The 25,972-nt window shown below is 53.4% G+C and carries 38 protein-coding genes; 5 read left to right on the top strand and 33 right to left on the bottom strand.

Annotation, left to right across the window (positions count from 1 at the left end; genetic code table 11):
* Positions 1–60: 60 nt before the first annotated feature.
* Positions 61–909: a hypothetical protein gene (locus QUE89_RS07175; protein WP_286222516.1), complete on the bottom strand. Its 849-nt coding sequence runs from the start codon at positions 907–909 to the stop codon at positions 61–63.
* A 28-nt stretch (positions 910–937) separates the two neighbouring features.
* The gene (locus tag QUE89_RS07170) at positions 938–1,534 is read right to left on the bottom strand and encodes a hypothetical protein (RefSeq protein WP_286222515.1); all 597 of its coding nucleotides are present in this window, start codon (positions 1,532–1,534) and stop codon (positions 938–940) included.
* Positions 1,535–1,724: 190 nt separating this feature from the next.
* On the opposite strand from QUE89_RS07170, the gene rrtA reads away from it, so the two are divergent.
* Positions 1,725–2,339 (top strand): rhombosortase, encoded by a 615-nt coding sequence (gene rrtA / locus QUE89_RS07165; RefSeq protein WP_286222514.1) that lies wholly within the window; start codon positions 1,725–1,727, stop codon positions 2,337–2,339.
* Here the strand turns inward: rrtA and QUE89_RS07160 are convergent.
* The gene (locus tag QUE89_RS07160; RefSeq protein WP_286222513.1) at positions 2,268–3,533 is read right to left on the bottom strand and encodes a DUF2254 domain-containing protein; all 1,266 of its coding nucleotides are present in this window, start codon (positions 3,531–3,533) and stop codon (positions 2,268–2,270) included. The genes rrtA and QUE89_RS07160 overlap by 72 nt on opposite strands.
* Before the next feature lie 56 nt (positions 3,534–3,589).
* On the bottom strand, positions 3,590–3,748 hold the full coding sequence (locus QUE89_RS07155; protein WP_286222512.1) for a YqaE/Pmp3 family membrane protein: 159 nt from the start codon (positions 3,746–3,748) through the stop codon (positions 3,590–3,592).
* Between the two features lie 189 nt (positions 3,749–3,937).
* Here QUE89_RS07155 and QUE89_RS07150 point away from each other — a divergent pair, with 189 nt between their 5' ends.
* The 3 genes from QUE89_RS07150 to QUE89_RS07140 are packed head-to-tail and all read left to right on the top strand — an operon-like array spanning position 3,938 to position 6,369.
* On the top strand, positions 3,938–5,107 hold the full coding sequence (locus QUE89_RS07150; RefSeq protein ID WP_286222511.1) for an ADP-ribosylglycohydrolase family protein: 1,170 nt from the start codon (positions 3,938–3,940) through the stop codon (positions 5,105–5,107).
* Positions 5,108–5,162: 55 nt separating this feature from the next.
* Positions 5,163–5,624 carry a MarR family winged helix-turn-helix transcriptional regulator gene (locus QUE89_RS07145; protein WP_286222510.1) on the top strand — a complete coding sequence of 154 codons (462 nt, stop codon included), beginning with the start codon at positions 5,163–5,165 and terminating at the stop codon, positions 5,622–5,624.
* Positions 5,617–6,369, top strand: coding sequence for a siderophore-interacting protein (locus QUE89_RS07140; protein WP_286222509.1), 753 nt, complete (start codon positions 5,617–5,619; stop codon positions 6,367–6,369). Before QUE89_RS07145 ends, QUE89_RS07140 begins: the two co-directional genes overlap by 8 nt.
* 65 nt (positions 6,370–6,434) lie before the next feature.
* Here the strand turns inward: QUE89_RS07140 and QUE89_RS07135 are convergent, their stop codons facing one another.
* The 24 genes from QUE89_RS07135 to QUE89_RS07020 all read right to left on the bottom strand — a co-directional run bounded on the left by QUE89_RS07135 (position 6,435) and on the right by QUE89_RS07020 (position 21,504).
* Positions 6,435–6,827 (bottom strand): DUF1761 domain-containing protein, encoded by a 393-nt coding sequence (locus QUE89_RS07135; protein WP_286222508.1) that lies wholly within the window; start codon positions 6,825–6,827, stop codon positions 6,435–6,437.
* A gap of 68 nt (positions 6,828–6,895) precedes the next feature.
* Positions 6,896–7,540: an FMN-binding negative transcriptional regulator gene (locus QUE89_RS07130; protein ID WP_286222507.1), complete on the bottom strand. Its 645-nt coding sequence runs from the start codon at positions 7,538–7,540 to the stop codon at positions 6,896–6,898.
* A gap of 66 nt (positions 7,541–7,606) precedes the next feature.
* Positions 7,607–8,011: a VOC family protein gene (locus tag QUE89_RS07125; protein ID WP_286222506.1), complete on the bottom strand. Its 405-nt coding sequence runs from the start codon at positions 8,009–8,011 to the stop codon at positions 7,607–7,609.
* 255 nt (positions 8,012–8,266) lie between these two features.
* Positions 8,267–9,010, bottom strand: coding sequence for an ABC transporter permease (locus QUE89_RS07120; protein ID WP_286222505.1), 744 nt, complete (start codon positions 9,008–9,010; stop codon positions 8,267–8,269).
* Positions 9,010–9,957, bottom strand: coding sequence for an ABC transporter ATP-binding protein (locus QUE89_RS07115; RefSeq protein ID WP_286222504.1), 948 nt, complete (start codon positions 9,955–9,957; stop codon positions 9,010–9,012). The genes QUE89_RS07120 and QUE89_RS07115 overlap by 1 nt, the downstream gene beginning before the upstream one ends.
* Positions 9,958–9,978: 21 nt before the next feature.
* On the bottom strand, positions 9,979–11,136 hold the full coding sequence (locus QUE89_RS07110; protein ID WP_286222837.1) for an ABC transporter permease: 1,158 nt from the start codon (positions 11,134–11,136) through the stop codon (positions 9,979–9,981).
* A 33-nt stretch (positions 11,137–11,169) separates the two neighbouring features.
* Positions 11,170–12,093: a glycine betaine ABC transporter substrate-binding protein OsmF gene (osmF, locus tag QUE89_RS07105; protein ID WP_286222503.1), complete on the bottom strand. Its 924-nt coding sequence runs from the start codon at positions 12,091–12,093 to the stop codon at positions 11,170–11,172.
* Positions 12,094–12,149: 56 nt separating this feature from the next.
* The gene (locus tag QUE89_RS07100) at positions 12,150–12,707 is read right to left on the bottom strand and encodes a GNAT family N-acetyltransferase (RefSeq protein WP_286222836.1); all 558 of its coding nucleotides are present in this window, start codon (positions 12,705–12,707) and stop codon (positions 12,150–12,152) included.
* Between the two features lie 67 nt (positions 12,708–12,774).
* A complete protein-coding gene (locus tag QUE89_RS07095; protein ID WP_286222502.1) occupies positions 12,775–13,092 on the bottom strand; it encodes a hypothetical protein in 318 nt (105 codons plus the stop codon).
* 141 nt (positions 13,093–13,233) lie between these two features.
* On the bottom strand, positions 13,234–13,677 hold the full coding sequence (locus tag QUE89_RS07090; RefSeq protein ID WP_286222501.1) for a hemerythrin domain-containing protein: 444 nt from the start codon (positions 13,675–13,677) through the stop codon (positions 13,234–13,236).
* Positions 13,678–13,839: 162 nt separating this feature from the next.
* Positions 13,840–14,433, bottom strand: a complete 594-nt coding sequence (locus QUE89_RS07085; RefSeq protein ID WP_286222835.1) for a DJ-1/PfpI family protein — start codon at positions 14,431–14,433, stop codon at positions 13,840–13,842.
* Positions 14,434–14,452: 19 nt separating this feature from the next.
* Positions 14,453–15,361, bottom strand: coding sequence for a homocysteine S-methyltransferase family protein (locus tag QUE89_RS07080; RefSeq protein WP_286222500.1), 909 nt, complete (start codon positions 15,359–15,361; stop codon positions 14,453–14,455).
* A gap of 48 nt (positions 15,362–15,409) precedes the next feature.
* Positions 15,410–15,739 (bottom strand): DUF2834 domain-containing protein, encoded by a 330-nt coding sequence (locus QUE89_RS07075; protein WP_286222499.1) that lies wholly within the window; start codon positions 15,737–15,739, stop codon positions 15,410–15,412.
* A gap of 107 nt (positions 15,740–15,846) precedes the next feature.
* The gene (locus QUE89_RS07070; RefSeq protein WP_286222498.1) at positions 15,847–16,152 is read right to left on the bottom strand and encodes an NIPSNAP family protein; all 306 of its coding nucleotides are present in this window, start codon (positions 16,150–16,152) and stop codon (positions 15,847–15,849) included.
* An 89-nt stretch (positions 16,153–16,241) separates the two neighbouring features.
* Positions 16,242–16,580 (bottom strand): TfoX/Sxy family protein, encoded by a 339-nt coding sequence (locus QUE89_RS07065; RefSeq protein ID WP_286222497.1) that lies wholly within the window; start codon positions 16,578–16,580, stop codon positions 16,242–16,244.
* A gap of 17 nt (positions 16,581–16,597) precedes the next feature.
* The gene (locus QUE89_RS07060; protein WP_286222496.1) at positions 16,598–16,966 is read right to left on the bottom strand and encodes a VOC family protein; all 369 of its coding nucleotides are present in this window, start codon (positions 16,964–16,966) and stop codon (positions 16,598–16,600) included.
* Between the two features lie 126 nt (positions 16,967–17,092).
* A complete protein-coding gene (locus tag QUE89_RS07055; RefSeq protein WP_286222495.1) occupies positions 17,093–17,509 on the bottom strand; it encodes an acyl-CoA thioesterase in 417 nt (138 codons plus the stop codon).
* A gap of 25 nt (positions 17,510–17,534) precedes the next feature.
* Positions 17,535–17,996, bottom strand: a complete 462-nt coding sequence (locus QUE89_RS07050) for a methyltransferase family protein (protein WP_286222494.1) — start codon at positions 17,994–17,996, stop codon at positions 17,535–17,537.
* An 83-nt stretch (positions 17,997–18,079) separates the two neighbouring features.
* Positions 18,080–18,268: a mercury resistance system transport protein MerF gene (gene merF, locus QUE89_RS07045; RefSeq protein WP_286222493.1), complete on the bottom strand. Its 189-nt coding sequence runs from the start codon at positions 18,266–18,268 to the stop codon at positions 18,080–18,082.
* A 25-nt stretch (positions 18,269–18,293) separates the two neighbouring features.
* Positions 18,294–18,437: a GDCCVxC domain-containing (seleno)protein gene (locus QUE89_RS07040; RefSeq protein ID WP_491844568.1), complete on the bottom strand. Its 144-nt coding sequence runs from the start codon at positions 18,435–18,437 to the stop codon at positions 18,294–18,296.
* An 89-nt stretch (positions 18,438–18,526) separates the two neighbouring features.
* The gene (locus QUE89_RS07035) at positions 18,527–19,399 is read right to left on the bottom strand and encodes a PhzF family phenazine biosynthesis protein (protein ID WP_286222491.1); all 873 of its coding nucleotides are present in this window, start codon (positions 19,397–19,399) and stop codon (positions 18,527–18,529) included.
* Positions 19,400–19,455: 56 nt separating this feature from the next.
* Positions 19,456–20,379, bottom strand: coding sequence for a M14 family metallopeptidase (locus QUE89_RS07030; protein WP_286222490.1), 924 nt, complete (start codon positions 20,377–20,379; stop codon positions 19,456–19,458).
* Positions 20,380–20,424: 45 nt separating this feature from the next.
* Positions 20,425–21,048, bottom strand: coding sequence for a glutathione S-transferase (locus tag QUE89_RS07025; protein WP_286222489.1), 624 nt, complete (start codon positions 21,046–21,048; stop codon positions 20,425–20,427).
* Between the two features lie 105 nt (positions 21,049–21,153).
* A complete protein-coding gene (locus QUE89_RS07020; RefSeq protein WP_286222488.1) occupies positions 21,154–21,504 on the bottom strand; it encodes a RidA family protein in 351 nt (116 codons plus the stop codon).
* 151 nt (positions 21,505–21,655) lie between these two features.
* On the opposite strand from QUE89_RS07020, the gene rlmF reads away from it, so the two are divergent.
* Complete coding sequence (gene rlmF / locus QUE89_RS07015; RefSeq protein ID WP_286222487.1) at positions 21,656–22,588, top strand: 23S rRNA (adenine(1618)-N(6))-methyltransferase RlmF; 933 nt, start codon at positions 21,656–21,658, stop codon at positions 22,586–22,588.
* Here the strand turns inward: rlmF and QUE89_RS07010 are convergent.
* From QUE89_RS07010 to QUE89_RS06990, 5 genes are all read right to left on the bottom strand, one after another.
* Positions 22,581–23,909 carry a sensor histidine kinase gene (locus tag QUE89_RS07010; RefSeq protein ID WP_286222486.1) on the bottom strand — a complete coding sequence of 443 codons (1,329 nt, stop codon included), beginning with the start codon at positions 23,907–23,909 and terminating at the stop codon, positions 22,581–22,583. The two genes, rlmF and QUE89_RS07010, sit on opposite strands and share 8 nt — an antisense overlap.
* A 177-nt stretch (positions 23,910–24,086) precedes the next feature.
* Complete coding sequence (locus tag QUE89_RS07005) at positions 24,087–24,503, bottom strand: MAPEG family protein (RefSeq protein ID WP_286222485.1); 417 nt, start codon at positions 24,501–24,503, stop codon at positions 24,087–24,089.
* A gap of 40 nt (positions 24,504–24,543) precedes the next feature.
* The gene (locus tag QUE89_RS07000; protein ID WP_286222484.1) at positions 24,544–24,942 is read right to left on the bottom strand and encodes a VOC family protein; all 399 of its coding nucleotides are present in this window, start codon (positions 24,940–24,942) and stop codon (positions 24,544–24,546) included.
* Positions 24,943–25,046: 104 nt separating this feature from the next.
* Positions 25,047–25,448, bottom strand: a complete 402-nt coding sequence (locus QUE89_RS06995) for a hypothetical protein (RefSeq protein ID WP_286222483.1) — start codon at positions 25,446–25,448, stop codon at positions 25,047–25,049.
* A 79-nt stretch (positions 25,449–25,527) separates the two neighbouring features.
* Positions 25,528–25,926 (bottom strand): GFA family protein, encoded by a 399-nt coding sequence (locus tag QUE89_RS06990; RefSeq protein WP_286222482.1) that lies wholly within the window; start codon positions 25,924–25,926, stop codon positions 25,528–25,530.
* Positions 25,927–25,972: the final 46 nt, after the last annotated feature.

The raw sequence follows: 25,972 nt of genomic DNA, 5'->3' as shown, positions 1-25,972 counted from the left end.
AAGGCCGCAAACGCCTGCCAATTGAGAAAGTTCACCTCAATCAGCAGGCTGGCCCACCTCTTAACTGTTTAACTTTCGATTTCGAAGCTTGAAGGCCGCCAAGGGTAGCAAAAGCATCAACCATCCGGCAGCTCCGCCACCGCCTTTCGGTTTCACCGCAGCCTCAAGAACTTCCAGCTCTTTCTCTGCCATATTCACCAGAGATTCAACTTCGTTAAGTCGAGTAAGCTGTTCTTGAAAAAGTCCCAAATCCAACTGCTCTTTTATGAGCACATCGGATTCTGCAATCGCATTGGCAACATGGACCAGGCGTCGTTTGAGCTCGGCACTGCCAAGACTCACTTGACCATCCGCTATCGTTGCGCCAATACCCACTGCAACACCGGAGCTTGCAGTTCCACCCGTTGCCAGAGCATCCCGCTGGATAAAGCTGCGGTAGGTTTCACAATTAAACTCATCTTCAGCAGGCTCTCCCTCAGGGATTACTCCTATTACAGGCTTCGGATCCGAAGAAGGAGTGGAGCAGTCATAGTCCGGAGCAGTGCCATCGCTATAAACCAGATAATCTTCGAGGCTTTGCTGGTTAAAGTAGAAATAATTGTCACCTCCGTTGATGGACTGGTTCGCTTCCACCCTCCAGGACTGACCTATCACGCCATAAACAAAGGTATTTTCGAGGCGATGCCGAATTAATTCACCTGGCATAACAGAGCTGTCGTACCACCGAATTCGTGTATTGTTTTCCTTCAGCTTTAGCACACCGCCGGTAAAGTCTTCACCGTTATTGCAATCCAAGCCGATACACAGGTTTTGTTGCACAATCAGGTCATCCGATATGAGCTGATCTGCAAAAGACGCTGGCGCAGTCAAAGCGCTAATCAAACACAATGCATAATGTCGTACTTTCATGAGCAGAATTCCCAACTGAACCAACGTTTTAATTAACCTGAGCCGCAACGGCTTCGAGCCGCTCAACCAGATCAGTCAGGCGTGATTCCAGCTCAGACAATCGAGTTTCAAGTGCAGTTACTTCTGTAGAAACGGAAGCCGTCGCTGTGGTTTTGAACGCGTTGAACTGGCTCAACGTCACGGCATCGGAGTCATCAACAGCGTCAGCTACGGACGTGACCCTTCGCTCCATCCCCAAATCGCCAACCGACACCGCCCCCTCAACGACCTCTGCGCCCGCACCCAGCGCGACATCACCCTCGGGTGAAAACATCAACGTGGTTAGCTCAGTTGTTAGGTTCTTGATAAAAAACGATGAAGGCATTGCAGTACCCCCATCAGAAATGCCCATCACCCAATCATGAGTTGGAAAGCTGGCAGAGGTACTGGTGTCCTGAAATAAGATCTGAGGCGTCGGCGATTGCAGGCGCAACGTATCGAAATCAAACTCAGCGTCTACAACACAGTCTTCTCCGGCACAAAGACTGCCGATGACAATCAGGTCGTCCAGAATTACCTCATCCGCCTGAGTACTGAAGGGTAAAGCTAACGCTACAACGGGCACCACATAAAAGAAGCTTCGCATTCAAGTATCCCTATTTGATCGAATTACCGCTTATGATGGCCGTTCACAAATAACGTCGGCCGTCGGTCCATTCTCGCCCAGCCCAAGGGCTGACGAACCGGAAGAGTTTATGTCAAAAAGTTAATAAAACAACATGAAACATTGTGAAACATTCAGTAACTCTGAGCGGAATCCGAAATAAGCGTTAAAAATGAATGAACTATCACCTAAGCTCGCCCAAGTAATTGTGCAAACAATATTTCCCGTCCTTTTTGGAGCACTGGCAATTGTGGTGTGGGCGTCGGGGTCTGAAATCGCGGGAGCGTTTCAGTATCAGCGTGATGCACTTATTGAGGGGCAATACTGGCGACTGTTAACAGGCCACTGGGTTCATTTGGGATGGCAACATCTGACGATTAATCTAGGCGGGTTAGCAGTAATCTGGCTATTATTTGGCGACGCTTTGAACGGCATTAAAGCCTGGGTCATGACCGCCGGGATCGCACTTTTCACCTCAGCTTGCCTGCTTTTCGGTCAGCCTGAAATCCAATGGTACGTAGGCCTTTCAGGACTGCTACATGGTCTGCTTGCGGCGGGAGCGCTTCTATCATTGCGAGCCATTCCTGTCGCTTCCTCGTTGGCACTCGTATTGTTGGTAGGAAAACTCAGCGTTGAACTTGCGGGTGGTGGAAGTAACCAAATGGAAGCCATTATAGGCGGGCCGATATTGATAGAGGCCCACCTTTTTGGAGCGCTAGGAGGAGTGCTTTGTGTTGGAGTCTTCGCGCTGAGCCAATTGTCGAACTCGCTCAACCTCCTCAGGTAACTTCAGAGCGAGTTCAGCGTGCTTCAATGCAAACTGCCCGTGCCTCGAAGCCGCTTCCCTGAGCTCACCATCCCCCAGTGAGGAAAGTGACGCCAAGGCGGATTGCAACCGGAGCATCACCTCAATGGTGCCAGCGCCGTCTCTCGAAATAGCGCTAAAAGCGTTATCAAACATGTCACCCACCGAGACCTCTGGCACCCAGACGCGATCCCGCTCCGTCGCCACATCCTGCTCCTCGGTTTCACTCCATTGGGCGAAGATTCGAACGAACGCGTCAATGATTTCCACTGCAGTCCCGGGATCGTTGATTCCCGGGGATAACGCACGACTGGCGATTTCTGACAGAACAATCAGCCCAAACCGGGGGTCCTCCTCAAACGTTCGTGTCTTCCCGATAAGAAATGCCTGCGAAACACAGCCGAAATCCAACTCCTCACTCTTACCCTCCCGGCCAACGTGAGCTACGGGCTGCCCTGGCATGATGAATTCCCCCGGTAAAACAGCCACGTAAACCTGGAGATCATGCTTCTCGGCAAATACCTGTAACTCTTCGACATCCACACGCTGCAAATAGCCAACAGACTCGCCATACACCGGGTCACCATCTCCCAGGTGAACCAACTTCCTACCCCCCAGGGTGGGACAGCGGCGGTTGCGCAACAGGGAGCGGCAAGCAACCGCTTCTACTTTGCTGATCGTCGTCCCCAGCCTCCCAAGCCGGGCTATCCGGTCCACCCAGCGAACAAACCCAATAATGACAATCCCAAACACCGTCACCGTAACGACAAACAATACGAACCGACCGGTTGATCCGTAGTAGCCATTCATCAGAGCAATCAGGCCTACAATACTGAAGATGAAAGCCCCTACAAAAATGGAAAGCGCGTACTGAGAGACATCATCAGCAACCACCACAGGGAACGCTCGAGGCGTAGCCGAACCACTGGCGGATGCATAGGCGGAAAGCATGGACCCAACTGCAAACACGGCAATCACCAGCATGCTTGCTGAAATGATGCTTAATAACGTTTCCAGGGAATCGGCACTGATGTCCGGCAATCCACTTTGAGGGAAAGTGTCATCGGCTGCCCGCGCCAGAAATGCGGCGGCAATTGAAAGCACACAGCTGAACAACGGTTTCACCCACAACCGTTCACCAAGTCTACTCAGGAAGAACCTGATCCGATCTCTCATCTTGCGATTCCTTGGCTCAGCAAGCGATTCTGAGCCGCTGTCCTAGCCAACGCTTGTCATTTCTTGGCGATGATGTAGACCGCGTGGATGATCCCTGGCAAGTACCCCAAGAGAGTCAGAACGATATTAATCCAGAAATGCTTTCCAATTCCGACTTGTAAAAACACCCCAAGCGGGGGCAGCAGAATGGCGATAATAATTCGAATGATGTCCATATTATTCCTTACTCATTTTGATTTTGGGCGGCTGAACTGTTGCTGAACTGTGGCCGACAACAACCTCAATGTCTTTCCAACGCTCTTGAATACTAGGTGCCATACTCCGATCGAGCGAACCAAACTGCGGGTGAACCACGTATTCCGATATTAAACGACCATTCAACTTCCTATTGTGCAGGCATCGTGATGAAAAATTTACCGAAAGATACCCAAACACGCATGGCCGCTGCCCTCGCAGGAGGCTGGGTCGCCGATGCCGCCAGCCTTGGTCTGCACTGGCTCTACGACAGCAACCGGATCTTGGAGGTGGCTGGCCAGGCGCCGGAGTTTCTCACGCCCAGCGCTGATTATTTTGGTAAGGGCTTTGGCTTCTTTGCCCACGGTGGCAAACAGGCAGGCGATGTCAGTCATTATGGTGCCGCAACCAAAGTGCTCACCGATAGCCTGCTGGCCTGTCAGGGTAAGCTCAGTGTGCGAGACTACCAGCGCCGTTTTCTGGCCTACTTCGGCCCCGGTGGTGACTGGCAGGGCTACATCGACAACCCTACCCGCATCACCCTACAAAACCTCATCGCCAACGAACAGAAAGCGATTGAAGCCGGCAAGGCGTCCATTCAGACGCCCCTGACCGACAAACAGCAGCGCATCCTGGTGCAAAAAGTCCTGCCCTATACACGACGGCTGAGCGGTAAGCAGTTGGCAGCTCCGGTGCGTGAAGCCATCGGCCTCACCTATCAGGAACCCGAAATACAGAAGGCGGGGGTGTTGTTAGCCGAAACCATTGACGGGCAGTTGCTGCCGGAAAGTGGCGCCGACGACATGCAATTGCCTGCAGTATCCAAACTGCCGCCGCTGGTTGCCTGCTACGCCGGGCAGGCTGACCTTATGACGCAAGTTGAAGCGGCAGTACGGGTAACCAATCACAACGACGATGCAGTGGCCTGGGCCCGTTGCGCCGCTCGGCTTTTGGAATCGGTGTTTCTCGGTAAGCCACTGTCAGAGGCGATCGACAAAGCCGCCCCAGAAGCGCCTGATCGCAAGAATCTGGACCAGGCCCTCTCGGCCAGGTCGCTGGATGCAATAAATGCGGGGGATACCTTCGGCCGCACCTGTTACCTCCACGAAGCCATGCCGGTGATCTTCCACATCATAAGTCAGGCCAGCTCCTTCACTGAGGCCATTCGGGCAAACATACACTGCGGAGGTGATTCCTGTGGTCGCGCCTGGATCCTTGGGCCAGTTATGGCCGCAATTCATGGGGTGGGCAGTTCGCAGGGTGTGCCGTTGAGCTGGCTTGCGCAGGTAACGGATGCCGCCAGCCTTTATGGGGATGCAGAAATGCTCTCAGTTAGTTGACAGAATCCACCAAACCGAATAAGGTTGACTCCATCAACTATCCATAGAGAGCAAAATGGCAAACTCCTCCCTCAGCGATGCATTGCACCGACTTATGCACGCTTACAAGCGACAGCTCAGAGCGGGTATCCAACAGCAGCAGATCCCGCTTCCCATCACTCACATTCGCGTCTTAAAAGGCATCTGCCGGCTCCCCGATGCCACCGCGCGCTCGATTGCCCAACGCATGAATCAGGACAAGGCACAAATCACTCGCGTATTGAATGAGTTGATGCAGTCAGGGCTGATTGAAAAAACCGAGAACCCCAACGATCGCCGCAGCCAATTCCTGACCCCGACCCGCGAAGGAGCGAAAATGATGTCGAAAATCGATGCGCTCGAAGAGCAGGCAGCCGAACACATGACCCGCAACCTGAGCGATAGCGAACTCGATACCTTCGTTCGGATCGCAGGCACCATGATCGAGAGTTCAACAAGTGACAGCACCGCAGACAAAGGAGCGACCGACAATGGCTAAGCCTCCCACGAAAGAATTGGTGGTAGTTCGTTCCACACAGATAACAGAGCACATGCTGCGCATTACCCTCGGTGGGGAACAACTGGCGCACCTCCCGGAAGATCAGGAAAGCGCCTACATCAAACTGATTTTTCCTCAGGGTGAAGACAAGCGCCCTCTGATGAGGACATACACCATCAGGCATCAGCGGCAGGCTGAAATCGATGTCGACTTCGCCCTGCACGACCAAATGGGGCCAGCTTCACGTTGGGCACTCAACGCCCAACCGGGAGACAGGATTCTGATTGGCGGTCCAGGCCCCAGGAAACTGATCAATCCTCAAGCTGACTGGTTCCTGTTGGTCGGCGATATGACTGCACTCCCGGCCATCAGCGTCAATCTGGCTGAGTTGCCAGCCAATGCTTCCGGGTATGCGGTGATAGAAGTACCCAGCGAGTCAGACATCCAGACTCTGGATCATCCGGAGGATGTGGAGCTGCACTGGGTGATCAACCCCGAACTTGACCCTGAGGGCATGTCCCTTGTCTCCAGAGTTAAAGCCCTGCCCTGGCTTTCAGGGCAAGTCGCGGTGTGGGCCGCCTGCGAATTCAATGGAATGCGTGCGTTGAGGAAGTTCTTCAAACAGGAACGAGAGGTTGCCAAGAGCCATCTCTACATCTCAAGTTACTGGAAACTGGGTCAATCGGAAGATGGCCATAAACTGGCAAAAAAACAGGACAGTGAACAGTTAGCAACGGCCGTTTGAGGCTTCACTGCTCAACCGGGTGCCCCGATCCTTGCAAATCTTCTCACAGGGCTTGGGGTGCAACCTCAGGCTCCAATCCAATAAATCGCCAACGACATCAGCACCACACTAAGCACCCGATATCCAGACTGGATAAACAATAGATCCCAGCCCCAATCACAGAACAGGTTATCCGACAGGAGCGCCGGAAAGATGATCAACAGGCCGAGTGCGAGCCCCAGCCCCAGGGACAAAGTGAAGCTGTCGACACCGATCCATGAATGAAGCAATGCCACACCGATAGCCGACAGTAAGCTGGCAAACACACTGCCAATCATCGGTAGGGTCGGGCTGCCGAGGGTCTCCCTGGTTTTACCCAGGCTCTGCATCCATCGATTCCCGAACAGTACAGGTGAATACCATAAGGCTCCCAGAACCATTCCGATGACGGTTGCGACCAGTACACCAACGATGCTCATATCCTTACCCACCCCTGATTAAAAGCTGCAACTGAGACTGCAGAAGCGCTACCGGACGAAGCCGGCCATCAGCCCTTGGTATCCGGCTCGCTGATCAAATCAGCCATGGCCTCGGCGTGCATAACGCCTTCGGTCTTGAGGCCGGCTTTAACGCCCGCCCGATTGGCCTCCGGCTGGTTTTGGCTGGCCTTCAGTTTCCCGGTTAGCTCCTCAATGCGGATCTCAATACCCACGATTCCCTGCATCAAGCGCTCAGTGTATTCCTCCGGAGCATCGTCCACGGACCAGGGCTGCGCACGATCGCGTTCGTGCCGGTCTGTGAGGTTATGGAGGTGCTCTTTGAGCCAGCTTGGGTCCTGCACTACCCGGGCTGTGCCCTTGGCATGGACTGCAAGGTAATTCCAGGTCGGTACCACCCGGCCGGTCTCGGCCTTGGAGGCATACCAGGAGGGAGAGACGTAGGCATCTGGCCCTTGGAAAATGGCCAACACAGAACCGCCCTTCTCTATGCGATTCCACGCCGGATTGGTTCGTGCCAAATGACACTGCAATGTGCCGAGCGGGTTGTCTGGGTCCACCTGGAAATGGAATGGGACGTGATTCGCTTCAATGCCATCTTCGTCGGCAAACACAAACAGCCCGAAGCTGTAATCGCGGATATAGCGATGCAGCGTCTCTGTGTCATCTTCCTTAAAGTGTTTGGGCACATACATTCTGAGGATGCCTTTCTACCGGATTTTATTGGGTTAGCGTCAGCCTAACGAGGTTCAAACCAGAATTCACGTCAGGTCCTGATAGGGATTGTACGCCACTTCCCAGTAATGCCCTTCGGTATCCTGAAAATACCCGGAGTACCCTCCCCAGAATACCTCTTGCGCCGGCTTGATCAGAGTCGCACCCGCCGCAATCGCCTGCTGTAGCACGGCATCCACCTCTGACTTGCTGGCAACGTTATGAGCCAGCGTAATTCCGGAGAATCCAACCTCAACAGGAACTGGCAACCCGATATCCTTGGCTAATTCCTCGCGGGGATACAAGGCCAGCCAGGTTCCCTCCAGGCTAAAAAAGGAGATTCCACCACCTTCAAACTCGTGCCTTGGCAGTCCCAGCCCTTCGCCGTAAAAACGCGTGGCCCGGTCCAGGTCGTCGACACCTAGTGTGACTATGCTGATCTTTGGTTTCATGAATGCCATCCTGTGCAGATGTTTAGCCGTGGCAGCAACCAGCTTCATTTCGACATCAGATGTGTTCACGATCTGATGGGCTGTATCGGATTCGGCTTCACGCCCTGCCAGGCCGAAAGATAAGTTACGGTGAAGACCGGTTCCGTTAATGCGCCGGCACCCTGATCAAATATCGATCAAACCGCCCAGACTAGCAACACCTGCCGATGAAGCAGAAGCACTTATCCCAGCGGACCAAGGCTTTGAAAGCGCCCATCACACAGCTACCTGAGGCGAAAACCGACGGTCCCAGATCCGCTCCAATGCCTCGAACAAACTATCGGTGGTGAGGGCCAGCAAACCAATCAGGATTGCCCCCTGCAACACATAGGCTGTGTTGCCATTCACCAGCCCTGCGATGACAGGATCGCCCAAGGTGCGCGCGCCTATGGTGGAGCCAATCGCCGCAGTGGCGATGTTGATGGTGACTGACGTCCGGATACCGGCCAGGATCACCCTCCCCGCCAACGGCAATTCTGCCCGAAACAGTATCTGCCCCGGTGACATGCCCATGCCTCGTGCCGCCTCGCGCACGGTGGGATCGACGCCTTCCAGACCCGCCAGCGTATTCCGCAGAATGGGCAGCAAGCCATACAGAATCAACGCTATCAAGATTGGCGCTTCGCCGAAGCCAAGCACCGGCACCGCCAGCGCTAAGACAGCCACCGGGGGGAAGGTCTGGCCAATGGAGGCCACCTGACTGACCAGGGGCAGGAAATCACGGCCCGAGGCGCGGGTGGCAAAGATACCGCCAACCACCGCCACGAACGTGCCGACAGCCGCCGACACAACCACCAACAGCAAATGGTTCTGCAGCAGAAACAAGAAACTCTCACGCTCGTAAATCACCGTTTGTTTGTCTGGCTGCAACCACTGAAACAAAGGTTCCAGGACTGGCATCCCGACGCTCAGCCCGTATAAGAGCGCAGCCAGTAATGCTGAAGGTAGCCAGATGCGCATCAGGCGCCTTCCTGAATAATGCGTTCGCGGGTGATAACACCGGTTTCCTGTCCGCGTGCGTTGAACACCGCAACCTCAGCCAAGTCCTTCCAGAGCATGACGGATAAGGCCAGGCGCAAGCTATCCTCTTCCGTGATCTCGCCCTCCCAGGCTTCCGATTGCCTTGGTTCAGCATGAGGCAACATCAGGTCCCGCACTGGCCGCAGGCTCATCAGCTTCAGGCCACGATCCTGCTTGCCCACGAGGTTTTCAACGAAGTCTGAGGCAGGATGGCGGAGAATATTTTCGGGCGTGTCGTGCTGGATAATGCGGCCCTGGTCCATTACTGCAATCCGGGTAGCCAGTTTCAGGGCTTCATCGATATCGTGGGTCACGAACACGGTGGTTTTACGCACCTGCCTCTGAATCCGCAGCATCTCCATCTGCAGATTATCCCGGGTGATCGCATCCAGCGCGCCAAAGGGTTCATCCATCAACAGGATGTTGGGGTCTGCCGCCAGCGCCCTGGCCACGCCTACCCGCTGCGCCTGACCACCGGAGAGTTGCTGGGGGTATTTGGTGGCGTGAGTGGCCGGATCAAGATCCAGCAGGGTCATCAGCTCTTCGACACGCGCGTCGATTCGCTCCTTTGGCCACTTCAACAAATGAGGCACCATGGCGATATTGCGGGCCACGGTCCAGTGGGGAAACAGACCGGTTCCCTGAATCACGTAGCCCATGTTCAGCCTCAGTTGCTCCGGATTCATGGCGTTCACGTCCTCACCATCCACCAGAATCTCACCGGAACTGTGAGGCAACAGGCGATTGATCATGCGCAGCGTGGTGGACTTGCCACAACCGGAACTGCCCACCAGCACGCAGACCTCACCGGTCTCAATGGTCAGGTTGATATTGTCCACCGCGACGGTATTACCGAAGCGCCGGGTGACATTTTTCAGTTCGATCATCCAGGCAATTCCTTTCCCATGTCAGGTTGTCGCGGGGGTCGGCTTGAGACTGTCAGCAAGCATCGTGAACAAGGCATCCGCCAGCAGCGCAAGTGCGATGGTGGGTAAGGCACCCAGCAACACCAAGTCCATGGCCGCCTGCCCCAGCCCCTGAAAGATAAACGCGCCAAAGCCGCCCGCACCGATCAAGGCAGCCACCGCGGTCAGGCCGATGGCCTGAATGGTGGTGATGCGCACACCCTCGATGATCACCGGCAGTGCCAAGGGTAATTTCAGTTGGAAGAACAATTGCCGGTCGGTCATCCCCATGCCCCGGCCAGCATCAGCCAGGTTTTCCGGAACCTCCGTGATCGCGACGAAGGTATTTCGCACCATGGGCAGCAGGCTGTAAGCGATGAGCGCCAGAAGGGCCGGCGCCCAGCCAATACCCCGGATGCCCAGCGATTGTAGGAATGGGAACGCCAACGACAACGCGCCCAGAGGTGCGATCAAAAGGCCAAACACCGCAAGGCTGGGGATGGTTTGTAGAAAACTGACGGCGCCAAGAACCGGCCTCTGCCAGGCCGGGCTGCGGATCATTTTCAGCGCCAGCACAAACGCGAGGCCAGCACTGAACGTCACGGCACCAAAGGCCAGCGCCAGATGCGTCCACAGCGCCTGCTCAAACTTATCCGGCCGGGCATTGAATTCCCGTACCAGTGAAAGGCTCGCCAGGCCCTCACTACGCAATAGCAGCAGCCAGCTTCCAACAATCACCACCAACAGCATTAGCTGCAGCCCTCGCCCGGCCCGGAGCCGTCCAAGGATCTCAATCAGCATCAACGACAGCAGGAACAGCAAGCTCCAGAAAGCCGAACCAATCGTGGAGCGCGCATAGGGCGATGCCTCGGGCAGATGGCGACCGGCAAAGACATCAAGTAAAAGAGGCAAGGCGGCCAACGAGAAACCAACGAGGCCAAGAAGTAGTGGGTATCGCAGCCGCAACGGCAAGACGGAAATTAAAATAGACGCAGCCAGCGTCAGGGTAACCACCCCTGCTCCCAGCCATCCAACGGCTGACAGCAGGCCATGGCCGGTACCGGGTACAATGCGGTTAGGTTGTATGGCGCCAATATCCAGAAGCCAGACCAGCACGAGGGCGAGCACACCCAAGGCTGGAATGACCCGATTCGGCACCATCAGGTTGGAAGCGGGTTTGGTAACAGGCAAACCTCAGTCCTGGCCCAGGGATTCCAGATAATCCCGTGCCACTTGCTCGGCCAGCACACCGTTCACTGCAACCAAGCCGTTCAGGCGTTGAAGGGTTTCGAGATCCAGGGATTCGAAAATGGGTTCCAGAACCTCCCGGATCTTCGGGTAGGCTTCCAGAACCTCGGCGCGCACGATGGGTGCCGGCTGGTAAACCGGCTGAACACCGAGGGTATCTTCCATCACCTTCAGATCAAGTGCGTTAAGGCCGCCGTCGGTGCCGTAGGTCATGGCGCCATTAACGTCGTTGTTGTTCAGAGCGGCGGCCCGGAGTGTCGCGGCGGTGTTGCCACCGGAGAGAACCAGCAGCTGGTCAGAGCTCAGCGTGAAGCCATAAGCCTTCTGGAACGCCGGCAACGCACTGGCGGATTCAACAAACTCTGCACTGGCCGCAAACTTGAAGTCGCCACCGTTGTTGATGTAATCCGCGAGATCCTCAAGCGTCTCCAGATTGTTCGCCCGCGCCAGGTCCCCACGCACACTCATGGCCCAGGTATTGTTGGCTTTGGCCGGTTTAAGCCAGACGATGTTGTGTGCCTCTTTATCCAAGCCGGCCGCCTGCTCGTAGGCCTTATCGGCATCCTTCCAGATATCCCGGTCCGCCTGATCATGGAAGAAAGCGGCGTTGCCGGTGTACTCCGGGTAGAGGTCTATTTCACCCGCTTTGATGGCATTGCGAACAATGTTGGTTGCTCCCAACTGGATTCGGTTCTTAACCGGAATGCCAGCTTTTTCCAAGGACTGCAGCACCATCTGGCCCAGCACGGCGCCTTCGGTATCGATCTTGGACGATACCACCACCGGGTCCGCAGCCATTGTTGGCCCGGTGAGTAGTAGAAGGGTTAAAGCCGCTGTGCGGCGAAAGCGGGAAATTGGGGACACAGCCATTCCTCTTGGTCATTTGCTTTTACATCAGTCTATTGGACACAACTGCGAAGGCAAGGCTAAATTCGTTGACCTCTCGCCCATTTGCTCCGTTTTATCGTGTACAGAACATGCTCTCTGAGCGTGCTGTTGGCGTCCAGATCGGGATGCTGAAAATGTCTATCCAGGGACATTCCAAGCTTTTCCATAACTGCCTGCGACCGCACGTTTTTCAAGGTGGTAAACGAAACCACCTCACTCAACTGAAGATGATTAAATGCGTAGTCCAGTGATGCTCTGGCCGCCTCGGTCGCGTATCCCTGGCCCCAGTGTTCCTTTGCCAACCGCCAGCCAACTTCAACACATGGGTGAAACGGCATCGCTGCTCTGGGAATGTGCAAACCGACATAGCCGATGAAGCTGGATTGGCCTGGAACCTCTACAGCCCAGAACCCCCAACCACGATCGGCAATGAGAGACCGGATTCTATTCGCCAGATGATCGCTTTCCTTCCGGGCTAATCGCTTGGGGAAGTACTCCATAACCTCCCTGTCTCTGCACATTTTTGCAAAGATTAGGAGATCGGAATCCTTCCATTGGCGCAGTAGTAGTCTTTCCGTTTCAATCATGGCTTCGATCGGTATCCGCCAGTGGTTCAATACTCGAGCCCGCCTGCGAAGAATATCGGCGGCTCGTAGTTGTCAGTTACTCGCCAGAGGTTTTCTGGCTTCTTTTGCGCATTGACCAATGGATGGCAAAAAACACGGCTGTGAATAAGGCAAATGCAGCAATTACAAAAAGCTGGAAAAAGAAAGCTGCGATGCCGCCCTGATCACCCGTGTAGGCTGCAAAATAGAGGGATATTGAGCTGCCACCGAAGACGATGATTCCGCCTACTATTCGAAAAGACCAACGCAAAAAAGGTGTAAACCTGTGCGAGAACGGCAAAGAAACCAAATAGGCAACGGCTGGCGCGAGTAGCAATAGCAATCCGGTGATCATTCTGAAGCCTTCAAATTCCACCAATGTTTTTATTGCTCACCTAACAGCTAACAGCTAAGCCAAGGTTAGCATTACTACAGATCCGGCGATGGGCGACAGAACCTTCATGATCGCAGCGCAAAAGGCGCCAAGATCCTCGGGAGCACGGCTTCCAGCTCTTCTTTAGGGGGACGTCCTCTTCTCCATCTCCGCCCGGTAATCTGACCCCAACGACGACTTTTCATCGTCACCAAGAAATTTGCCTGCGTAGGGGAACACTTCTTTTTCCTCTTCCTCAAGGTGATGCAGCAGCGTATGGGCAAGATTTTTGGCGTGAGTCAGCCACCCTGGGGAGTCCTGTTTAGCATCTGACAAGGCCTCAATTAACTCATCGAGTTCATGATGTTCTGCAACGCTGTGTCTGGCTTTCTCTTGGGTTTCATCGAATTTCATCAGCGGCACATAGAAGTAGCGTTCTTCGGCGAGCGCATGATCTTCTAGCTGTTTTTTCAGGTTCAAAAACAGGCGATCACGCTCTTCGCTGGCGCCACTGGTTGCAAGTACCTGATCAATCAACTCTCGCTGTTTGTCGTGGTCTGCCCGAAGCTCCTCAAAAATAGTCATCATGGGTTTCCTTGCTCAAGTTGAGATTGGGCCTTGCCTGCCTGGTGTGAGCCATGGCCAAGGCGCGATTCGATTGTCTTAACTCACTTCCCTACGCCTTCCAAGTTATATTGGTTCAACACTGCTGCTGGGTGCCATACATCGGGCGTTCGGTAAATGACATAGTTAGTCGCAGTTTCTCGTCCACAAAAACTCCATCTGGCGCGCAGTGTCCTCAGCCAAGCTCACACTGTGCAACCGACTGACCAGGTGCAGACTCATATCGATGCCCGCCGATATACCGCCCGAGCTGACAATATTCCCCTCATCAACCCATCGAACGCCTTCAAGCACTTCAAGCTGACTGAACATCGTTTTAAGATCCGAAATATCCTCCCAGTGAGTAGTGACACGGCACGAAAGTGATTCAACTGCTTTAGCCAACAGGAAGATGCCGGTACACACTGTAGCGGTGAGCTTCGCAGAGCTTTCTTGCTCTCGAATCCAGGCTATGACTTTCTCGTTTTCCATCTCAACGGCATGTACGCCCCCAGAGATAATAAGCACGTCTAGTGGCGGGTGATCGTCAATTGAGTAGTCAGGGACAACTTTGTAGCCAGCTCTGGCCGAAACGACTTCTCGGCTCTCACCAATCAAGAACACCGAGAATGGCTGTTCCGCTCCACTTAAACGAGATGCCGTTGAGAAAACTTCGAAAGGACCAGAGAAATCGAGAACTTCAGCGTCTCGGTAGATGAAAATGCCAATATTCACGTGGATCTCCAGTGATCACATTACGTTAAGCAGAAATATTCTCTGTTAAGTACTTAAGATGCCGACCATCGGTACCGCAGCATCCACCAAGTATTTTTAATCCAAAAGAGCTGTTCAGTTGCAGCAAAAGGCTTCCCCACTCCGATACCGATTCAGATTTGAGATCTTCAGAGCCATCTAGCTCCGCATGGCTCAGAGATGAAGCGTTTGCCTGAATACCAATCAGCCGATCGATGGCATTTGCAGACAGAGACTCTGTTTTCAAAAATGATGGAAAGGAGCAGTTAACGAAATAACCCAGCGGGTTTTTCACGGTCTTCGTGTCAACGTATTCAAACGCTGCCTTAATCTCAGTCCCATCCAGGACTTTTCCATCTGAGCCCATCACGAAGCTTATGATGTAAGGCAGCCCCGTTGCCTCCATTGCGACAGCAATGCCTGCCGCCTCCTCTACGGAAGGCAGGGTGACTGCAATCAAAAAATCTACCCCTTCGCTTGCCAGCTGATTAATCTGCCATTCATGAAACTCCTTCGCCTCACTCAGTGACAAAGCCTCACCAGGCAAGTAGCAATCGTTTTTACAGCCAATCAGACCACCAATTTTTACGGGCACATTTCTAGCTTCGTCCTCGACCAGACTTCTAAGGAATTTCACGGCTTCGGCATTGATGTTCTGGTGGTGCTCCGAGGCAAGCACTCTTTCCTTGTTTGCCCGCCATGTGGGCGTACTGAGCAAGAGAGGTCGGTCATAAGCCTCAGCGATATCAAGATACTCACGGTAAATGCTCCGCAATGCCTTCTTGCCCGCATCAAAGTTGATTAATGGGGCATGAACCAGTTCAGGATCTAATTCTACCTTCTCATTCCTGCGAAGCCTCTCGACGACAGCAGCCTCCGCGAGAACAAGTCGATGTTGCTCTAAGAACTCTTTCATTAGGAATTCCATGCGGAAAATTATCAGTCGGGCGTGCACCTGCCCCGTCTAAACCTTGCTGGGCGCGGCAGCCGATTCACGCCGCTGGCCACGGAGTACCAAATATAGCAGCGGTCCTGCGGACACAAATATCGCTGTCAGGGTGAAAAACGGGACAAGATAACCCCATCCTTTGCCGCGGCTTTTACCGTCTTGATACATCCAGACACAGGAAAGCGCAGCAAGTATGTAGAGGTCGATAACGACCTGGGCAGTATCCGGGCTCGACATAAGCTGGACACCAAAGGCAAGAAGCGACTGCTCTGCGCCAGCCATAACCCAAAAGGTAAAGCCCATGAACAGGCAAAGAACTATTAGGGGAAAGGTGGATATCTTCATGGTCTTCCTTGATTGGAGTTTTAAAAGCGACTTTGAATAGTGCAACACCCTGACAACGACTTTTAGTGCACGGCCCTCATTCCAGAGACATTTTCGGCCGTTTAGAGCTACTCGAAGACCGGCCTCATGAAACTCCTTTTGCAGCTCACCACACAGCGGGTTTCTTTGGCGAACTGAAACGCCGCCAGACAGTCCTCGTCCTGAAATGAGGCTTGCCGATACTCTTCGTAGGCAGCCAGTGATTGGAATGTAAACAGAGCAATGGCGATGTTATTGGCGCCTTCAGAAGGCAGAAAATAGCCGTGATGCTGACCGCCAAATTTCTCGACGAGAGGAATCCACATTTTGGAATAGCGCTCGAACTCCGAGAGCTTGTAAGGGTCTATAACGTACTTGAGATAGCAGGTAACCACGTGAACTCCGTTTCAGTATGAGCCTTGGGAAATTTTGCATCAGCAGCAAGAAAAGCACAGAAGAATTTGATGCCCTCTTCGAAAAGCTCCTACTTCGGCTTTCTTGCCCTCAACGCCGCACCGTATGCCTGATTAGCCCATTCCCGCGCTTGTTCAAAATCCTCAAAAATCTCCTCCGGCGCAGCGTAATAGGACATGCGCATAACCTTACCGTTTTTCTCATATTCGAACTGCTGCAGCCCGAGTTCGACAAATGCACCCGACGTGCTGTCGTCAGCTTTCAAATACAGAGCATCATCGGCGACGAGCGCAAACATCAGGCCGTCGTGGTAGATGCCATAGCCTCCAAACATGCGCTTGGCTTCGATGGCACCGAACAGTGCAAAAACATCGTTGAGGTTCTTAACAAATTCGCTGGTCGCTTTCATCCACTCAACGCCAGCAGTCAGGTGTCATCGCCCGACGCCACCAGATGAATAATGTTGGATGGGCTCGATATCCAGAAAGCTTTCAAGCCATCTGGGAGTGGCTCAATTTCATCTCGGCGATGGCAACCCTGCTCCTTCAGATACTCTGCGGCATTGCCAATGTCGTTCGCGATGACTTCCAGCCAGATCTCGGCCTGGCTCAAGCCCGGCACCCTATCCAGCCATAGGACCTTGTCCCCGAATTCGAACCGTGGAGTGTCATCGCCGCCGGTGGCAGGCATCTCTTTGAAGCGGAGAATATCCCTGTAAAAGCGCACCGTACTCTGATGCTCGTGCTGCGGGATCTTCATCGCAATGTTGCGACCGGGCTGAAATTCTACGTCCATGGATTCATCGCCTCCGTAGTCCTGGTTAAACCTGCCGCATGACGGAAGGCCGCTTAAAAAGCATAACCAATTCAACCGGCAATACCAGACACTTTCTCTGATCCACCCAATCTGAAGTCGTCCTGATTATTCGGTAGATCCGATGAGTTCCGAGCATCGTTGCTTGATCTCATCCGGGAGAGAGCATGCCCGTCGTGCTTTGGTGTCCAGATGCGCGGCAACCAGCTCGGTCGTTGCGACTTCGTTTCCGGTTTCGGCATTGAGCATTACGTGCAGAAATCTGATCGTCTTATCCTTCACTTCCAGCACACGGGATTTTACAACCAGAAGATCCCCGGGCATCACCTCAGCTTTGTACTTCGTTGTCTGCTCAAGCGCCGCCATGCCCTTCTCGTTCTCGCGAATATAACCGGTGGTAATTCCAAGCGTGGAGAAGAGATGCCAGGTGCCTTCATCGAATTTCGATGTGTACCACTGAACATTCATGTGCCCCATGTGGTCGGTTTGATTTGGATAAACGACTCCGCGATACGTCTCAATCATGTTCAATTCCCAATTAGTTAGGGCCTTAAATCCACCGGCGTACTTCAGACCTGTACTTGTCATACACCTCACCGAACTGATCGTGCATAAATCGCTCCTCTGGAACGATCTGAAACCGGTTCATATACACGATGAACACGGGAAGGAACAGCAAAGAAATAACGCTGCCCAAGTACAAACCCCACGCACACAGGGTCAGGAAAAACCCCAGATACATCGGGTTCCGGCTATGTCTGTAGACGCCGCTTACCACCAGGTTCGTAGATTGCTCCGGCACCCGTGGGTCTACCGTTGTTTCGGCTACCCGAAACTGCAGGACGCCCAAAATGGCAATGCAAACCCCAACCACTGCAATGCCAGCCGAAAACCAGGCCACACGAGGAATCGCAAAATTTATCTTAGGCGAAATTACCGAAACGGCCCACATACAGCCAACGGCAATGGCGACGACTACAACTGGCGGAACTTTAAGCTCAAGTGCCTTCACAAAATACTCTCACCCCAGAGAAGACCTATAAATGGAGGATTACGCCGAGCCAAACAGCCCCGTACTCCAGCAATTTGGTATTTTCAGTTGCCGCTCGGTCCCCGAACAAAACCAATTACCCACAAGATCATAAACACTGCGAGCAATGGAAAAAGCACGTAATCCAGATAGCCCACCAACGCAGAAATGCCAAGAATCGTAAACAACCAAACGAGAACGGGAGTGAAACAGCACAGTGCTGTAATCACGCCACCAATTGCACCAACCTTCATTAACCGGTTTCCGTTCTTCATAACCTCAACAGCACGATTGGTCCAGTTGTACAGGGGGGCATGGGGTGTCGCCGTATGAGCAAAAAACACAGCAATCGCCAAGCGCGGGCTTGAGCAAAACCTTACAGTTCTTGCATTCATAAAAATACTGACAGGAATCTTGCGGCATTGTTTCCAACTCCCTGTGACCGCACTCCGGACATGTTAGCTCGGACCTGAGTTTTGGTTTCATAAGCCACCTTTTACAAAAAGCGGTTGTTAGATCTCAACTTGCCTGGTTTCGCTGACTGCTGCCTTTCCACCAGCCATGAGACTAACAATGGAGCCCTGTTCAGCTTGCAGCTTCACATCGATAACACTGGGTGAAGGCGTAGACATAAAGCAGCCCTGTTCGATGAGAAACCGGCTCTTTTGAATGTTCAGCTTATCGTGCAAGTAACAAGCGAGCGGCCCTGCGGCCATCCCCGTCGCGGCTTCTTCATCGATACCATAGCGCGGGGCAAACATTCGAGCACCCGCGTCTCTGCCAACTTTGAAGGTTTGTGGGCAGAACACGTAATAGCCGATCAGGTCATACTCGTCACTGATGGCAGATATGTCTGTCATTTTTGGGCGGATAGCTTTGGTACTGGCTGAGTCTTTCAGACCAATGATCAGGAACGAGTTGCCAGTATTCACCACGCAGGGATCTGCTCCTTCCAATAGATCTGAAGGATCAAGGCCAAGGGAACCCAAAACGCGAACCCGATGGGCTTGATCTAATTCAATATACTTGGGCGCCGATTGCTCCATATAGGCCATATCGCCTTGCATGAGAATTTCACGACGGCCATCAATGGTCTCTTTCGACGTTTGGTCATTAAGCAACAGACCGATTTGGCGCAGATAGCAGAACGTTGCGATGGTGGCATGGCCACAATGCGCAATTTGGCGGGTAGGTGTGAAGAATTCGAGCTTAAAGTCCGCAACCGAAGAGGGTGAGACAAACGCCGTTTCTGAAAGCCCGATACCGGCGGCAATACGTTGCTTCTGATCCTGGGAGTACTGCTGAGCCTCCAGGACAACACCAGCAGGATTGCCACCCTTCGACTCATCAACAAAGGCGTTGATGATAGGGATATCAATGTTCATACCGACCTCCTTGGTCCAGACCTAACGCCAATATCACTTTAGCGCATTTGCCCTCCCTACTGATGCGCCAGCACGTAATCAATCGCTGCACACACCGCCGCAGCCTGCGCGGCATTGCATTGCTCAGGTGTCGAACGGGAGCTGTCAGGATAAACCTCAGTGGTGGTTTTGTAAGGCGCGTTGGTGACACTGGCGCACAGACCCAGCTGGTCTAGTGGGTACTGGATCACCCCTCGAGCCACCACCGGTGAGCCGAAAATCTCGCCGCTGTCATCGGCCGGAGCGATATGAGTGATTGGCTCCACCGCTTCGATGATCGCCTGCTGGAACTCAGGCTGCGGGTTTTCGGTGTCAGCAACCAGATAGAAACCGTCGGGAATACCGCCCGGCTCGAAGGGCTTGCCGTCCCGGGCAGCCAGCGCGGGTCGAAATTCCGATTCGTCGGTGTCGGTGGTCTCGTGCAGGTCGATATGCAACAGCGCACGATCGCGCACAGGCGCCACCAACCGCATGAGTGCAGCCGACTCTTCAGCCGGACTGCCTTCACGGAACGATCGGTTCGGATCGACTGCGTACGGGTTCCAGCGGTGGATGCGCTCGTAAGCCCAGGGGCTGACACAGGGCGCGACCAGCAAATTCACGCGGCCCGCGTAAGCCTCCGCATGCTGTTCAAGAAACTGCAGCCCGCCATGCACACCGCTGGTTTCGTAGCCGTGTACCCCGCCTGTTATCAGCACAACCGGCAGATCGTCACGCCAATCGCGGCTCCGGATCGCCATCAACGAATAGCCATCGGAGCCGTAGTCGAGATGGCCATACTCTTGCACGTCGAAGCGCGAGCGAAGGCGCTCGATCACACTCAACACCTCGAATTCGTAGCTGCGTTGATGAGTCTGCCGTGACAACCACTCGGCACGTTCAACGTCGCCCCAGGGAGTGCCTGGCGTACCAATTGGATAAGGCGTGGGAGTCGTGTTCATGCTGCGTTTTCTCCATTAAAAATCGATGCCGGCGGGCATAGGTGTTCAGAGTTGGCGGCTGTCGCCTGGAAACACCACCAGATCATCACTTTCCTGCCAGGGCGGATACTTCACCATGACCTGCTGGAAGATTGGGTGCTCCAGCCAATCCCTCAGCCATTGCTGCAGATTCGGATAAGGCAGGCTGTAAAACACCTCTCGATCGACATGGGCGAACTGCCGTACAAACGGCATGATGCCAATATCAGCAATGCTGATGTTTTCCCCCAAGAGATACCTGTTCTTGGCTAATAAGCCCTCTAGTTCCTGCAAAAACACCTCGCCGTTTTGCCGGTAATCCAGCTGTGTTAGTTCTGGGTGGCGATCAGCGTATTTATAGCGATCCAGCCAGTGCTTGAATTCATTATCGTTACGCTCGATCAGAGCACCAGCGCTTGCTAAATCGACGCTTAACAATCCGTGCGGATCGTTCTGCTGCAGCGCCCATTCGAGTATTTCCCTGCTTTCCTCGATAACGAGCCGCACGGAGCTATCCCCTTCAGCCAGCTCCAGAACAGGAACCGTACCTTTAGGGCTGATCGCCAGCATCTGCGCCGGTTTGTCTTTCAACACGATCTCCCGAAGCTCCACTTTCAGCTCGGCAAACAGGATACCGAGTCGAGCACGCATGGCGTAGGGGCAACGACGGAAGGAGTACAAACGATGCAGCGCGACAGTGATGGCAAGCCTCCTGGCTGAATGGACTGAGGTATTAAATCGGACGGCGCTTCCCGGTCAGGAAGTCGCAGCTACTACCGAGATTTCGACCTTCAACTCAGGAGACGCCATCTGCGCTTGCACACAAGCCCTGGCTGGAGCTTCGCCTTCAGGCACCCAGTTATCCCATACTTCGTTCATGGCTTTGAAGTCAGCCATATCAGCAAGGTAGATGGTTGCAGACAGAATTTTGTCCCGGCCGGAACCGATACTCTCCAGCAGCTCGTCCACTTTCTCCAGCATCCCGGTTACCTGGGTATGGATGTCACCATTCCTGTCCTTGGCCACCTGGCCGCAAAGGTAAGCGGTACCATTGTGTTTTACGATCTTGCTCATGCGGTTATTGGTGGAAATGCGCTCAATAGTCATTGCTGTCGCCTTTTGGGGAAATGAATTTACAGTCAGAGGGCTCTCACCACCCTCTAATTGCCGGGTATGCCCGACACCTGCATTAAGAATATAATCACGGACCAAGCCAGACTTTCTCTACTTCAGAACTCCAAGCCTCGGGCCTATTACTGTGAGCACCCCGCATCGAAGTGAAAAAAGCCAAGCCAAGCCTGCGAACAAAGGTCTGCACCCGAGGAATTTACACAACCAGGGCTATGACTTCCAAGGCCTCGTAAAAAGCCACCCAGCTCTAGCTTCTCATGTGAAACCGAACGCTCATGGCAACCTTTCTATCGATTTCGCAGACGCATTGGCGGTAAAAACTCTCAACGCCGCGTTGTTGAACCGATACTACAACATTGTGGATTGGGATATTCCAGAGGGCGCGCTTTGCCCCCCAATCCCAGGTAGAGCCGACTATATCCATTACATAGCGGACTTGCTTGAGCCCGAACAATCCAGCATCAAGCTGCTCGACATCGGGACGGGAGCCAATGGAATCTACCCGCTACTGGCCTGCCAGATACACGGCTGGCAGTGCGTGGGAAGTGACATTAACACTGAGTCCCTTGAGAACGTAGCCGCGATTATCGCCAACAACCCCTCACTCAAAGACCGCTTCACGCTGCGCACCCAGCACGATAAAAACCACATTTTTGAAGGGATCATTCAGCCTGGGGAGTTCTTTGACGTAAGCGTGTGCAACCCGCCGTTTCATGCCTCACTCAATGAAGCACTTAAAGGTAGCCAGCTTAAGCTCGACAACCTCGCCCGTAGTCGCGGTGAACGAAAAGCAAACACCAAATCCCCTACTCTAAATTTTGGCGGGCTGGGAGCAGAGCTTTGGTGCAAGGGCGGCGAGCAGCTGTTTCTTAAAAAACTAATAAGAGAGAGCCAGCAGTACTCAACTCAATGCCGCTGGTTCACGAGCCTGGTTTCAAAAACCGACAATGTTAAGCCTGCGAAGAAGTTGATTCGAAAGCTCGGGGCAGTCGATGTGCGGGAAATAGAGATGAAGCAGGGAAAAAAGATCACCAGGATATTGGCCTGGACGTTCATCTGAGCAAGGTGAAGAAAAACTCGCTGCCGCCGGTGTCTCTGGGCCGGTAACCTATTTGCCCACCGTGCAACTCAATGATCCCCTTACAGATGTACAAACCGAGCCCGGAGCCGCCAGAGCGTCGACGTGTGTCGGACGTCTCTTGGGCGAAGCGTTCGAACAGATAGTTTCTGAACTCCTCTGACACGCCCTCCCCTCCATCCTGTACGTTGCACATAACCCCTTCCTCTGTCGGTGCCAAATGCACTACCACCTCACCACCGGCACGAGAGAACTTGATGGCGTTGGACAAGAGGTTCTGTACCACCTGTAACATACGATCAGGATCGGCCATTACCGATGACGCGGGCTCGAGCCGGGTGCTCAGCGCAATGCCCCGTTCGTCTGCCAGGTATTGTTGGATTTTCACCGCTTCGTCGACGACATCCGCCAGATCAATCATTTTCAGATTCAGCTCAAATCGGCTTTCGGACAATCGCTCAACGTCCAGAACATCATTAACCAGACCAATTAGTCGCTCGGTATTGCGGGTCGACATCGTCAGCAATGTTTGCTGTTTTTCCGGCTGCTCGTCCAAATTGCCATTGGTCAGCAGTTTGAGGCCGCCGTAAAGAGAAGTAAGGGGCGTTCTCAACTCATGACTGACCATGCTCACCCAATCACTCTTGGTACGACTCAGGGCATCCCTTTCCTTATCGGCCTGGCGCCGGGAATCCTCGTACGCATAGGCAATGGCCGATACAAAAAGCGTGGAACCAAAACCGGCTGTAAGACGCCCGAACAACGATTCGTCCGGGTAGCTGCTAGCAATCCAGTGCATTTCATGGGCCGCCAACAGCATCAATAACCCAAACAACACGAGCAAGGTAGTTCGCATAGCAGTCAGTCGGGCTGAGGTGAAATTAGCAATGAGCGGCAATGGAGGCAGCCAGGTGAGCACCCGGGAATGCAGACCGTTGTCGTTAATAGCCGTGATAAAGATAACGGTAATAGCACTGAGGATCATCAGATCGCCAGCCGCCCCACTTTTGCCTGTTCGGACAAAAAACACGAGGCTGGCAGAGATGGCGAATACCCCGAAACACACCACCAGGGAGACTGGCCCAATTCCTTCTGTCGACAAACGCACAACTGCCATGGCGAACATTGCCAGTATGCCGAAGATCAACAAAGCCACCATCACCCGCCCGCGACGCAAGTCCTGCTGGGACAGGCGGGACAGATGACGCCTTAGGAAAAGGTCGAGAAAACGCCTCTGGGCATCAAAATAGGTAGCTGCGACACCGCGCTTATCTTTCTTATTCGGATGATGTAGGTGTTCCAACTCGCCGATGCCTCTTTGCAGTTACAATGACTGTAGTCGAGGTTACCCGAGAATAACTTCCCGTTCTCGTCTATTTACTTGCATGGAGACCCCAAACAGGGCGATATCGTGATACAGGTCGGATCAGTCGGGCACAAAGGCAGAACGAATTTGTTTGCCTTGTTATGCATGCAAGAGTCATGCGGCCAACTTCCAGGCTGCCACTACAAGCATGGCAAGTGCCATCACGCAACCAATCATGAAAAGCCGCATACGTACCGGCACATTGTTTGACCCCACGTGGACCCATGCATGCGCATATCGACTAACGACAAACAGCCAAGCCAGGACCACTGCAACAGTGCCTGCGGCATTAATACTGTAAAGAACAATGCTAAGAATATAGAACAGGATCGGGACTTCGAACTGATTGGCAATGTTGTTGGAAACCTTAACGACATCTTCGGGCCACACCCGATTATCCAGGGCCGCCTGCTGACGATTGACCATGCCAGTTTTCACTGCCTTCGCCTTTCTTGCACCGAGCACGATATACATCGCCAAGGTCAGGAAGACCTGTGCCAGCACAGGCCAAAAAATATGACTAGAACTCATCCGTGAATCTCCATTTTTTGCACAACGCCCGGCTCAACACTCATTCTGTCCATGCTTCGTTCTGCAACACAACACGATACCCGTCTATATCTTCAAAAGATTTTCCAGATTGATCCCAATAGCTGTTGAACGATCGAACCTCTTTAAAGCCTGCCCTCTTCATGGATTCACAACTTGCCTTCCATTCTTCAAAATTTGGCAAATAGAAAACCAGCAAATTATCTTGCGTTGGTGCTTTTCCTACCCTTTCTTGGCAGTGCTGCGTAAATTCCAAATGGTAACTATGATTTGGATGGCCGATGATTGAACCGTCAAATCCATCATGGTTTTTGAAACTACCAATTAGCTGAAATCCGAGACCTGAAACATACATTGTCGTAATTTCATCCAGCCTGTCGGTTGGTCTAGCAACTCGCAAAACAGCCAAATTCTTGATCACGCGCGCCATCCTTATTGCATAACGCCTTTGTTTAGCGGCGCCCTGACAGGGGCGTCCGGTGGAGGCCGCAGGCCGGAACGAACTTGGTTGACCGATTAGGCGCGTTACCCCCAACCCCTCAACTGACCTGCAATGTACGGTGCAAGAGCTGTTGCCGCTAGAACAACAGGCCAGATATTGCCATCCTTGAATGTGTAGGCCTCAAGCAACTCGGGCCACGATTTGCCTTGCCAGAGCCCAAACGAAAACTCAAAAACGAGTGTGAGTGCAAGCCACCCCAACCCAACGGCCCAGAGCTGAACGGGGCGGCTAATTTGCAGCCATGGAAGCGATAAGTACGCAACACCAATGATCAAGGTTGAAAGCAACAACCCGCTCAGCACGAGTGCGGCCGGGGTTCCGACCCCTGGTATAAGTACAAATTCACGCAGCGCTCCATTGGCAGCCGCTAGAACAAGGATGCTGGCCCAAATCACTAATGCCTTTAAAGTGACTACCGCAAGCATCGATTGCTCCCATGGTGCCTAACGCTGAGCTAAGCGGCCGGACAAGGCCGTCCGAGTGACGCGGCTTGTTTTCACTGTCTCAGTCATACTCCGCATTCTGAGGCAGATCATCCGTAATCTCGAACCAAGGAGCCTTGCTACCTACGAATACGTGGCGCTCCGCTTTTACTCCCGGGTCGGTATCCAGGGTTCCGAGTGGGAAACCATAGATATCGGGATTTGCATCGAATTTCGTATAGAGGCTGGAACCGCAGTTTGAGCAAAAGCCTTTATGCTCACCCGGAGAGGATTCGTAGAACTTCATCAACTCCTGACCCTGAACAGTTTGCCAGTCAGAAGACTTTACCTTGGCGCGGGTTCTGAACGCTGAAGCATGTAGCTTCCGGCACATTGAGCAGTGACAATTCAGGACATCGGTCAGGAGACCGTTGATTTCGTATTGGATGCCTCCGCAGAGACAACTACCCGTTTGCTTCATTGATGCACTTCCTTGTGTGATAACGCCAAGCTAAGCGGCGGCCCGA

It is taken from the genome of Marinobacter sp. LA51 (genome assembly GCF_030297175.1).
GTDB classification, from domain to species: Bacteria; Pseudomonadota; Gammaproteobacteria; order Pseudomonadales; family Oleiphilaceae; genus Marinobacter; species Marinobacter apostichopi.
This window is presented reverse-complemented; position numbering and strand designations above follow the sequence as displayed.